The organism is Paenibacillus sp. FSL W8-0426, assembly GCF_037969725.1.
GTDB lineage: Bacteria > Bacillota > Bacilli > Paenibacillales > Paenibacillaceae > Paenibacillus > Paenibacillus hubeiensis.
This window is the reverse complement of the sequence record NZ_CP150203.1, coordinates 3,169,481-3,181,012: the sequence shown is the minus strand read 5'-3', so window position 1 is coordinate 3,181,012 and position 11,532 is coordinate 3,169,481. Positions and strand designations below refer to the sequence as shown.

The window sequence follows — 11,532 nt, the reverse complement described above, 5'->3', positions numbered from 1 at the left end:
CTCAGGTGCCCTTTTTGCGGCAGCACCCGAGTGTACCGGCTTTATCCCAAATTACTTGGAAGCCTCATACGCCTTTTGCAAAATCTCGAGATAACGGTCCAGCTTCAGATCCTGCAATCCTTTGACGTATGCGTCCCAGTCTTTGTCCAGATCCTTGTTGCCCGTAATGAACTGGAGCGTATTTTGTTCGATGTAATTTTTGATGTTGGTTTGCAGCAAGCTGGCCTCATCGATCTCGGCCGGATCGATCCAGACCGACCAGATCGGGAACAGCTCTTTCGGTTCATGTCCTTCATACAGCAGCGTTGCATCGTAAAGTCTGCGTTCGTAACCGTCGGATGCGTAAATATCGGTTCCTTGCACAAACGTGTCACGATATTCTTTCGGCATGTAGAAGTGAGCCATGCCGCTCCAGCCTGCATTCCGCGGTGCCTCTCCCTCGGCCATCGGGATCAGTTTGACGACCGCCTTGGAATCCTTGCCCAGTGCGACGTCTCCCTCTCCGGGATCGGTCCAGTCGATCCCTTTCAAGCCGCTAGCCCCGTTCGTCTGGCCTTCGGGAGTGAACATATAGTCCACCATTTTGATCAAGGCGATCTGCGCTTCTTCGCTGGCTTTGTTCGTGATGACGAATTTGGCTCCAGGCTGCACGCCTCCTCCGTCATGCGTCGCATAGGACACGCCATGAGGACCTGTAATCGGTGGCACAGCATTGTAATGAGCCGATCGTGTGTTGCCCGGATCGATGTTCACGAAGATCGCCGGATGCATGCCCGCGCCTGCGCCCAAAATTTCGGCATCCGCGTTTTCCCCGATTTTTTTGAACGCTTCGGCATTCTGCGTAAACGCACCCGGATCGATCAATCCTTCATCGAACAAAGACTTGATGTACGTCAAGCCTTCTTTCCACTCGGGCGTGATCGCCGCGGATTGCACCTTGCCTCCGGACATTTGCAGGTAATTCCGGTCATCGTCGTATACAAAGGCGTTCATGAGAAACGGAACGACGCGTACGCCGAATTCCTCGATCGAACCGCTGAGCGGCACTTCATCCGCTTTGCCGTTGCCGTTCGGGTCCTGCGTTTTGAACGCTTTCAATACGTTTTTGAATTCTTCCGTCGTCTTGGGCATCTCCAGGTTCAGCTTCTTCAACCACTCGGTATTGATCCACATCTTGCTTGAATACGAGCAGTGGAAACACTCGGTATAGGCAACCAGACCATAAATATTGCCATCCGGCGCGGTGTTCAACGTTCTCAGGTTCTCGTTGCTTTCCATCGCGGCTTTGATATTGGGTGCATACTTGTCGATCAGATCGTTCAGAGGCACCAAAACCCCTTGTTTGCCGTATTTCAGAAGGTCTGCTTGTGAAAATTGGTCGATGTAATGCGTCAGCAGATAAGCATCGGGGTAGTCGCCGCTCGCCAGCGAGATTTGCCGTTTTTCCTTGGCTCCGTCAGACGGATTGATCTGCCAGTTGAATTTGATGTTGAATTTGTCTTCCACGAATTTCGTGAATTGGTTGGTCGGAATGTCGATCCCGGATTCCTGCACGGAAAATACGCTAATATTCACCGGACCATTCCCCGTTGACGATCCCCCGGACTCCGGTGCGGAAGCATTATCGCTTGAACATCCACTCAGCGCAAGCGTGAACAGCATCAACAGCATAAGCATCATGATGAGGCCTTTTTTCAAATCCGATCACTCCCTTTAGTTTTTGACTGCCGGAATTATCCCTTAACGGAACCGACCAGCATTCCCTGTACGAAATGGCGCTGCACGAACGGATAAATAACCAGCACGGGCAGCGTGGCAACTACGATCAAAGCATATTTCAGCAGTTCGGCCAGCTGCTGCCGCTCCACCATTTTCGCTGCATCCATCGCCCCTGCGCTGTTGTTCTGAATGATGATGCTGCGCAGGATGAGCTGCAATGGGAACAAATCCGCCGATTTCAGATAAATCAGAGCATCGAAATACGCATTCCACTGCCCTACCGCATACATGAGGACCAGAACCGCAATGATCGGTTTGGATAAAGGAAGCACGATGCTCCATATGAAGCGCATGTCGCTGCAGCCGTCCATTTCGCTCGCTTCCAGCAGCTCCTCGGGAATGGAGGATTTGAAGAACGAACGGGCGATGATGACCTGCCAGACCCAGATCGCATTCGGGATCAGAAGCGCCCAGCGGGTATCGATCAGATGGAGCTGCTTGACGACCATGTACGTCGGAATCAAACCGCCGCTGAAGATCATCGTAAAGGTAATGACCATCATCAAAGCATTTCGGCCAAAGAAGCTTCTCCGCGATAGCGGGTAGGCGATCATGATGGTCAGCACCACGCTGATGATGGTTCCTGCTGTGGTATAAAAGATCGAATTCCCATAGCCCGTCAAAATTTCGGGCGTGTGGAGCAAGGCTTTATATCCACTGAGCGAAACGTCGACCGGCCATAACCATACACGACCGGACGTGACGGCTGCCGGGCTGCTGAACGAACTGCTGATAATGAAAATGAGCGGATAGATGACGGCCAACGCGACAAGACTGAGCACGATGTAAATCGCAATCAGGAATGTCCTGTCGGCGGCGGATTCTCGAATCCGTTTCTGCACGGGTACTGCCATGGGGAGCCTCCTTTCCTACCAGATGCTGTGGTTGGTCGCTTTTTTGGCCAAACCGTTCACGGTCAGCAGCAAAACGAGATTGATCAGCGAGTTGAACAGGCCGACTGCCGTCGCAAAGCTATAGTTGGCGTTCAGCAGGCCGATCCGGTAAACATAAGTTGCGATGATTTCCGAGTTAGCAAGATTGAGCGGATTTTGCAGCAGGTACACCTTCTCGAAGCCGATGGCCATGACATTGCCTACATTGAGGATCAGAATGATTACGATGGTCGGCACAATTCCCGGCAGGTCGACGTGGCGGATTTTTTGAAACCGCGAGGCACCGTCGACTTTGGCCGCTTCGTAGAGCGTCGGATCGATGCCGGCGAGCGCAGCCAAATAAATGACGGCACTATAACCCGCAGTCTGCCAAATGTCGGACCACACGTAGATCGAACGGAACATGCCGGGTTCGCCAAGGAAATTGACCGATTCAAGCCCGAAGAAATGAAGGGCAATGTTGGCAAATCCGAGCCGTGGCGCCAGAAACAGCATGATGATGGAAACCATCACCACTGTTGAAATGAAATAGGGAGCGAACGAGACGAGCTGCACGAATTTTTTGAACTTCGTCCCCCTCACTTCATTGATCATCAGTGCCAATAGGATGGGGATCGGAAATCCGGCCAGCAGCAAATACCCGCTGAGCAAGATCGTGTTCTTGACCAGTGTCCAGAATAACGGATTTTCGAAAAAGAGTCGGAAATGTTGGAATCCAACCCACGGACTTCCCCATATTCCTTTGATGACGTTGTAGTCCTTGAAGGCAAGGACCGTATTGATCATCGGGTAATACTTGAATATGAGAAAAAACAGCAAGGGCGGAATAACCAGCAGATGCAATTGCCAGTGTTTCTTCATTTTTTTGCGGGCATCGATCCAAAAGCTCGTTTCTGCTCTCTGCGGCAATGACCTGCGATTTACGGTGACTTCTTCCTTCAGAACAACCCCCCCTAACGACAGTCTGTGGAACAGGAAAATGATAGCGCTTTCCACAAATTGATCATAGAGGAAACGGCCATCCCATAAACAGGTACAATTGCGCCGTTCGGCGTACAGTTATCCTGTGATCAAGGGCACAAAACAGCGCCAGAACGGCCATTTTTCCGTTTGCACCGGTACATCTGCCCCTAAAAAGGCCGCTCTATCCCATACATGCCAAAGCCGGTTCAAGAACCCGCAGCGTTTAACCGCCACCCGATTGTCTGTACACGCTTGGAGATATGCCATTCAGTCTTTTAAAGGCACGCCTGAAGGAGTGCGAGCTGTTGTATCCGACTCTGGACGCAATTTCGTCCACCGTGTATTTGCTCTCATTTAACAGAACCATCGCTTGATCCATGCGGACCTTGATCAAATAATCGGAGAAATTGATGCCTGTATATTCCTTGAACAATTGCGAAATATACTTCTCCGGACGTTCGACATGTTCGGCAACTCTGTACAGTGTAAGTTCGGTATCCGAATACATTTCGGCCGTGTATGCTTTGATTTGCTTGACGATTTGGCCGTGGACGTCTTTCTTTTTGTTGGCAATGAATCCGCACAGCTCTTTCATGATTGCAAACAAGGTGGTTTTGATGCTTTCCAGCGGCTCTGAAAGCGAGATATCGATAACAAGCCGTTTAATATCCTCGGCAGCGTCGTATTCGGTGAATACTTTCTGATCCAGCAGTTTGATGAATGTTCCCTTCATCTCACCGATCAGCTGATGCTTCATTTCGATGGACAGCTCCCGCTGCTGCATGTTTTGCGCGATGATGCCCTCAACGATCCGCTCGGCTGCTTCCAGCTCTCCGGCCCGAATCGTCGTGATCAGGCGCTGCTCGGAATCCAACGGATAATAATAGGTCGTATGTTCGATATGGGCTTCGTTGTTCCAAACCATGCCCTTTCGATTCGTGTGGATGGCATATTCCAGCGCTTGATGGGCTTGTTCGAAGGAAAGGCTCACTTCGGTCAAGGAGGCAAAAAGCTGACCAAAGCCCGACTGGATGGTTATTCGATATTCATTAAAGAGGTATTCCGCCAGATTCTCCATCGTATGCGTGATCTCGTTCACGGCACGATCTGATTCTTCATCCTCCTCGGCAGAGAAAAACAGGATGGCGACTTTGTCCGAATCCCAATCCGTCATCAAGGCATCGGTGCCAAGATCCGCCATCGCCTGTTTCAGCAGCAGACGGGATGCGTTCAGCTCATTCAGGATCTCGACATTGTCCATGCTGCCATAGCCTTTAATCTGGACGATGCCTGCATACCCCGTACTTTGCCGCAAACGAACTCCCGCTTGCTCCGAAGCGGAGTGAATCTCCTCCCTGGATTTGAATTCGCCGGAGAACATCCTTTTCAGGAATGCATCCCTCACCAGCGGAAGCTGGCGGTTCAGCTCGGATTCGAGCTGCTTGTTTTTCGTAATCATGTCGGCGATATTCCCGCTCAGAAAGTCGAACTCGTTTCTGGACGAGCGCTCATCCTTCCCGAATTGTTCTTTCATGACGCTCAGCAGCCGGTTGATGGGTACGCTGTGGCGGTAAGCCAGCACTAACCCCACCACAAGTCCGATAAGCAGCGTGCCGCCGGTGATGAGCATGCTCGTTTTCTTGATTTTGTTGGCATTCTCGAGCAGCAGGTCGCGCGGGATTCCCGCTTGGTACACCCACCCGTTGGTTTTGGATTGCGTGGTAATGACCAGATCGTCCCCATAAAACTGGCTGGCCTTGCTCGGGTCGAACTTCGGATCAAGGGACATGTTGGCCATCTCCGCTTCTTCGCTTCCCTTTAACGCAATGGTTTTTCCCTGCGAATCGCTGATCCGAACCCAACCGCCGTACCGCTCCGTCATGCCGGACAGCAGGCCCGTAATCAGCTTTTCGTCAATCAAAACGACGGCGACCGCCGGCGATGAATCGTTAAAGCTGTCCAACGGCAACGACTGCATGTACGTGATGACCGACGTTTGCTGGCCTCTCGTCATAAACGGGCTGAGCGGCTTGATTTCGCTGCGGTGGTGGGTATCCAATATGTCCTTTGTCCATTCCTCCAATGACAGGTCGTTATAATGGAAATCGGCATAATAATGATTCGGCCTGTATGACGAACCCGGCGTCAGAATCAGATTGTAGTTCGCGAGGTAAATATAATAATTTTGCAAAAAATCGTTGCTGCGGCCAAACGAAAGCACGTTCTCCATCGTTCTCCAAATGCCGTACACATTGGTTTCGTTGTCCCGTTCGTTCATGAGCACGTTCAATTCCCGATTGACCGCAAGCTGTCTGGTGAACGCCTCCACCTCAGCCATGCGGCGCTCCAAAATGTCTTGGCCCTTCTGGAGTTGGGTAACCCCGTTTTCGATGGAGATCGACCGGGTAACGGATATGGAGGTCAAATAGGACATATATCCGCCGATGCTGGGAATCACCAAAATGATCACGTAGGAAATTAAAAACTTCCGAAACACGCTGGAATTTCTAATGGGTAGACCCTCCCCTTGCAGAGATGTTGGTAGCGTTATCATAAACACAGATTATACCACTTTCGCGTTTCATCCAATGTTTTTTTCCATGATGCTCCCCCTCTATACGACTGCATCTCCTGCGACATATGGATTGACCTGCGCCCACTTCCTTTATTCAGAAAAAAGGGACCACCGCGTGGTCCCCAAAGACAATCTCTATAAATCGCACTAATCATCACACTAGGGCACTGCGAGTACAGTACCATCTTCCGATCGCTGTTATCCCCAGATTTTTTGATCCCCCTTTTCTAAGGGGAAAATCCGGTGATAAAGGCGAACGCTTCGCTTCTCCAAATTGCTTCTGCCTCTCCGTTAACGTGTGTTTGTTTTGCGGTTTATTCCGCTTTCTATTTTTGCTGCGTTTCATCCACCCATTGTTCTCCGCCTGTTGCACCTGGCTTCGCCGCATGATCGGTCGATGCCTCCTCAATATCTCCGAAAGCCCAATGCGAAGCCGGAACATCGCCCCATCTTTGCTGCGAAATGCCGGATAACGGCCCTCTGCCCAGCGCACGATTGATCACAGCAACGGCTTCGGCTCGCGTCAACAGCGCTTTGGGACGGAATGTTCCATCTTTGTAGCCATTCAACATGCCTGCGCCTTGCGCCGCGAGGATCGCCTCTTCTGCCCAGTGGCCGCGGATATCGGTAAATCCGCTTCCTGACACCGGTGATTTCGACGCGGCTGCAGCAACAGCAAGGATGGCCATTTCTGCGCGGGTTAACGGTTGATCCGGCTTGAACGTACCGTCCTTGTATCCTTTCATCAGTCCCGTTTTGGCAACCTTGGCAATCGCCTCCGCTCCCCAATGGTCGGAAGGTACGTCGCTGAATGCAGCATTGGTTTCTGCTGCTTCTTGATCGTAAACCTTGGCCAAAATGCTCGCCATTTCCGCACGGGTAATCTGGCGATTCGGTCTGAACCATCCGTCGGCATAGCCATGGATATAAGCCCGATGACGAAGAAGCTCCTGATCCGTGCTGCCTGCGGTTTCCTCATGGGTGCCTGTTCCCGGAGTAGGTGCAGCCGTTGACGGTCCGCTTGGGCCGGATGGTACAGATGAACCCGATGGGTTTGTCGGATTGGTCGGGTTTGTTGGGTTTGTTGGGTTTGTTGGGTTTGTCGGGTTTGTCGGGTTCGTAGGCCCCTCGTTGCCAGACGCAATCGTGAATTTCAACTGATCCGTGAACATCAGTTCCCCGGATTTCTTGACGGCCTTGAGCGTATGCGCCCCTGCTGTTAATCCGGATACGCTGAATATCTCCTGCATGTTTTTACGGCCTGCGCTGTATGCGTCTACCGTTTGAACCCATTGTCCGTCAACGTAAATGTCGACCTCTCCCTGTTCCGGACCGGTCGGCGTAATCATGCGAATGCCGGTGCCTTTGAAGACATATTCAAAATAATCGCCGTTCTCTGCCGAATAGTGCACATCATTGAGGTAGTCGCCGCTAAAGACAAAGGTGAGGTTTAACGTACCGAGCGGCTGAGCGGCAAGATATGATTTTTTCAAGGTGATCAGATCGCCTGAAACTTCATAGTCGGTTCCTTTCACCAACTCACTGGACCCGTTTTTGATTTTGCTGAAACTTGCCGGCTCCTGCAGCAGCCTCACTTCGATGTCTGCCTGAGCGGCTTCCGCTTTGTCAAACACGGCGCTTACCGGTTGGATGCTATTCGGAATCTCCACCTTAAGCATGTCAAGCAGCATGAAGCGTCCCGATTTCTTCACTGCCTTCAGCGTGTGCAATCCGTTCGTCAGACCCGAGATGCTGTAGAGGTTCTGTTGTGCCAGTCGATCGGTGCGGTACGCGCTGACCGTTTCCTTAAACTCGCCGTCCACGTAGATATCCATGTCCCCCTGTGACGGGTCGACTTCCGTGAACAATTGAATGCCCGTTCCTCTGAACTCGTATTCAAAATATTCGCCGTTCTGCTCGGCATAGTGCACATCGTCCTTGTAGTCGCCAAACCCTCTACCCGTGCTGCGGTTCCAGTTCCCGTTATATTTGATGGCCGGGTCATCGTTGTTGATCGTCACGAAGCGCACGCCTGTCGTATCGCTGACCTTCACCGTCAGGACCTGTGGGCTGCCGCTGCTAAAAGTGACGCTCAGCGTCGTTGTGCCCACGGGAAGCTGCGCAAGATATGCTTTCTTGATAGTCAGCGTGTTTTCAGCCACCTCAACATCATTCTCGCCCAGAAGAACGCCGTCTCGTTCGACACCTACGAAGGTATTGCCGTTCAAGTTCAGCGTAATCGAGATATCCTTCTGCTGTTCCACCGCTTTGTCGAAGTTGGTGACGGTCGGTTGAATCGTACTGTCCTGCTCGCCTGTCGGCACTTCCTTGGTTACTGTAAGTGCATCCAGGAGCATGTACTGCCCGGAATCTTTCACAGCCTTTAGAGTATGTGTGCCATTAGGCAAATCCCGTTTGCTGTACAGGATCTGCTGTACTTCCCGGTCTCCGTCGGTATATGCACTCACCTTCTCTGGCTCCCCGCCATCAAGCGTGATGATCATGTCCCCTTGTTCCCCATGCTTTTCCATCAGCAGCTCAATCCCCGTACCCGTAAACGTGTATTCGAAATAATCGCCGTTCTTTTCCGTAAAATGCACATCATCGTTATGGTCGCCCAAACCACGCCCCGAATTGTGGCTCCATGTTCCCGTGTATTGAATGTCACTGCTGTCATCGTTAACGTAAACTACATCGGTTACGGCAGCCTTGTCTTCCAATACGGCGGCGGGTTCATCGTTCGTCGCATTTGCGCCTTCAGGCAAATCTGCAATCGCGGATTCCGAACCAGCGGTTGCAGAGTCTTGAATTGTAAGGGACAGGTCCTGCGTGCCTTCGGATTGTTCTTTGCCCCCGTTGCGCTTCCATTCGCCGTGATACCGCATGCCTGTGTCATCGTTGTTCACCGTCGACGTGCCGCTTAGCGCCGTCACTTTCAGCATTCGCGAAGCATGGGGTTCCAACAAACCTCCGCTGAAGCCCTCGTTGAAGGTGCCCAGCTCCGAATGGCTCCACAGATCGCGAACCGAAGCGGGACCTTCCAACCCGATATCGCTCCATTTGACGTTGACCTCGGCGCTCCGGTTAGCCAGGTTAAACAAGGCTACGCTGTATGTTCCATCCCCGTTGTTGGCGTACCATACCTGCTGCTTGGTATCCATCGATACGGGATGAGCCGGGCGGCCCGCCTGATTGACGGCAATGACCTCGTCATTCGTCAACAGCTCCAAGCCATAGCTGTCCAGTCTGGTCAAATCATTTCCCGTATACAATGGCGCAGAGGAAATCGCCCAGAACGTCATGGCCGTTTTGCGCTCGTCCTTCGTGAGTCCATCCATGGAACCATTGCCGACATTCAAGGAATCGAAGTCGTTCCATCCTCCGGGCCCCGCATCCCGCCACCACAATGCCGCGATCGGGAACAAGCGGGCGATATTCGCCCATTGCGTCAGCCCTACGCTGCTGTCGTATGCCTCGACGTCCCAATCGATGCGCCATCCATTGGCGTGCTTTTTCCAAAAGTCTACGTAATTATGGTCCAACGCCCAGGAAAGCTCGAACCAGATGTCATGCCGCGCCAGCGCCTTCGACCACGCTTCTACGTCCCCGCGCGCATCCCGGCTCAGGTTGTTTATCCCCGATCCCGGAGTTACGCTGTCGAACTTGACGAAGTTGATTCCCCATTCACCTAACATATCCGCAATGGAATCCACGTATTTCTGGGAACACGGATTCGAAAAGTCGATCTTGTACGTATAAGAATTCCAATAATCCATTACGGTTAATGGTTGGTACACGATATCCTGCATGCGGCAGGCGCCATCCGTTCCGTAAATTTCGAGATTCTGGTTATACGCATCGATGGACAATCCAGGGATCAGATAGATACCGATCTTCTGTCCATTGTTGTGCACGTAATCGATCACTTCCTGAAACCCGTTCGGATACAGCTTTTCGCTCGGAATGGGCCTCCCGTATTCATCCATGTCTCCATTCCAGCCTGCATCGATGTTGATGTATTCATAGCCGTGGGCTTGCAGTTTCTCACGCATGGCATCGGATTGCTTCTTAATGCTCTCTGCGGATGTCCACTGACCGGAGGGCTCATACACTTGCATGCTGTAACTGCTCCAGCCCATGTACGGTTTCTCGGCCAAACTGGCATCCGCCGCCTCAGCCACGTTGCGTGTCGTTCCAATAAAGCCGAATTGCACTGCCGTCATGATTAGCACCAACAGCCCCGTCGCCAACCTGTTCCCCATTCGTTTCAAATTCATTCCTACCTCCTCTGTAAATGAAATTCAGTCGATAGATGGTAGCGCTTTCCTTACGAGAAAAGAATAGTGTAATTTGAAGTCTCCGGGGTAGGTACAATTGGGGAATTTGCGTACATTTCATCGCCCAAGCAGGGGCATAGCAGTCATAGAACAGCCATTTTTCCTCATGGGCTTATCGTTCGGAATCCATAGATTCAGCAGAAGTAGTCTGGTCGTACATTCCTGACGGATAAACTCCTCCGATGTATGGGTTGTATAAAGCATCAGCCGTTCGTAATCTAGTTTACATAAGTATAACTACGTTTTCACCCTTACTCTCTTTCCAATAAAAAAAAGCACGTTCTCGCCTTTTCCATCAGACAAGTCCGTGCTTCCTAAATTATTCGATGACACGACAATCGGCCAATATCTCCGGTTTATGGCGCATGCTGTCCGCCTCCGTAATGGGGCGAATCACTCGGCAAGGCACGCCTGCAGCTATTGTGTTTGCCGGTATGTCTTGGGTCACGACGCTCCCTGCGCCGATGACGGCACCGTCCCCGATCGTCACGCCGCCACATACCGTGACGTTGGCTGCAAGCCATACGTCATTTCCGATCGTGACGGGTTTGGCGTAACATAAAGACTTGGGTTCTCCATCATGATGAATCATTTGCCTGCGCTCAGCGGCAATAAGCGGATGAACAGGCGTAACGATCGTGACATTCGGCCCAAAACTGACATGGTTGCCGATGGTCACTTTGGCGTCGTCCTGTACGGTCAAATTGTAGTTGGCAAAGAAATGGTCGCCAATCTTGGTGTGCACGCCATAGTGAAAGAAAATCGGGCCTTGCATGAAGCAATGCTTCCCTTTGCCGCCAAGCAGCTGCGCCAGCAATGCTTCGCGTTCCTCGGTTTGATCCTCGAATGTGCGGCTGTATTCACTGCTCAGATTGTGGGCACGCCGCTTTACTGCTCTCAGTTCCGAGTCCGCGGGACTGAATAAAATGCCGTTAAAAATCCGCTCTTCTTCCAGCAATACGTCCATCTCCTTCGTTTCGTCTAA

The 11,532-nt window shown here is 51.7% G+C and carries 6 protein-coding genes; all 6 read right to left on the bottom strand.

Going from position 1 to position 11,532, the window contains the following annotated elements:
* Nucleotides 1-51: 51 nt before the first annotated feature.
* Nucleotides 52-1,698 carry an extracellular solute-binding protein gene (locus MKY59_RS14430; RefSeq protein WP_236413942.1) on the bottom strand — a complete coding sequence of 549 codons (1,647 nt, stop codon included), beginning with the start codon at nt 1,696-1,698 and terminating at the stop codon, nt 52-54.
* Between the two features lie 35 nt (nt 1,699-1,733).
* Nucleotides 1,734-2,633, bottom strand: a complete 900-nt coding sequence (locus MKY59_RS14425) for a carbohydrate ABC transporter permease (protein ID WP_339278138.1) — start codon at nt 2,631-2,633, stop codon at nt 1,734-1,736.
* A gap of 15 nt (nt 2,634-2,648) precedes the next feature.
* Entirely contained in the window at nt 2,649-3,533 is an 885-nt protein-coding gene (locus tag MKY59_RS14420; RefSeq protein ID WP_236414349.1) for an ABC transporter permease subunit, read from the bottom strand.
* Between the two features lie 325 nt (nt 3,534-3,858).
* A complete protein-coding gene (locus MKY59_RS14415; RefSeq protein WP_339278137.1) occupies nt 3,859-6,093 on the bottom strand; it encodes a helix-turn-helix domain-containing protein in 2,235 nt (744 codons plus the stop codon).
* A gap of 443 nt (nt 6,094-6,536) precedes the next feature.
* Complete coding sequence (locus MKY59_RS14410; RefSeq protein ID WP_339278136.1) at nt 6,537-10,487, bottom strand: X2-like carbohydrate binding domain-containing protein; 3,951 nt, start codon at nt 10,485-10,487, stop codon at nt 6,537-6,539.
* 379 nt (nt 10,488-10,866) lie between these two features.
* Nucleotides 10,867-11,514 carry a sugar O-acetyltransferase gene (locus MKY59_RS14405; RefSeq protein ID WP_236413937.1) on the bottom strand — a complete coding sequence of 216 codons (648 nt, stop codon included), beginning with the start codon at nt 11,512-11,514 and terminating at the stop codon, nt 10,867-10,869.
* Between the last annotated feature and the right edge of the window lie 18 nt (nt 11,515-11,532).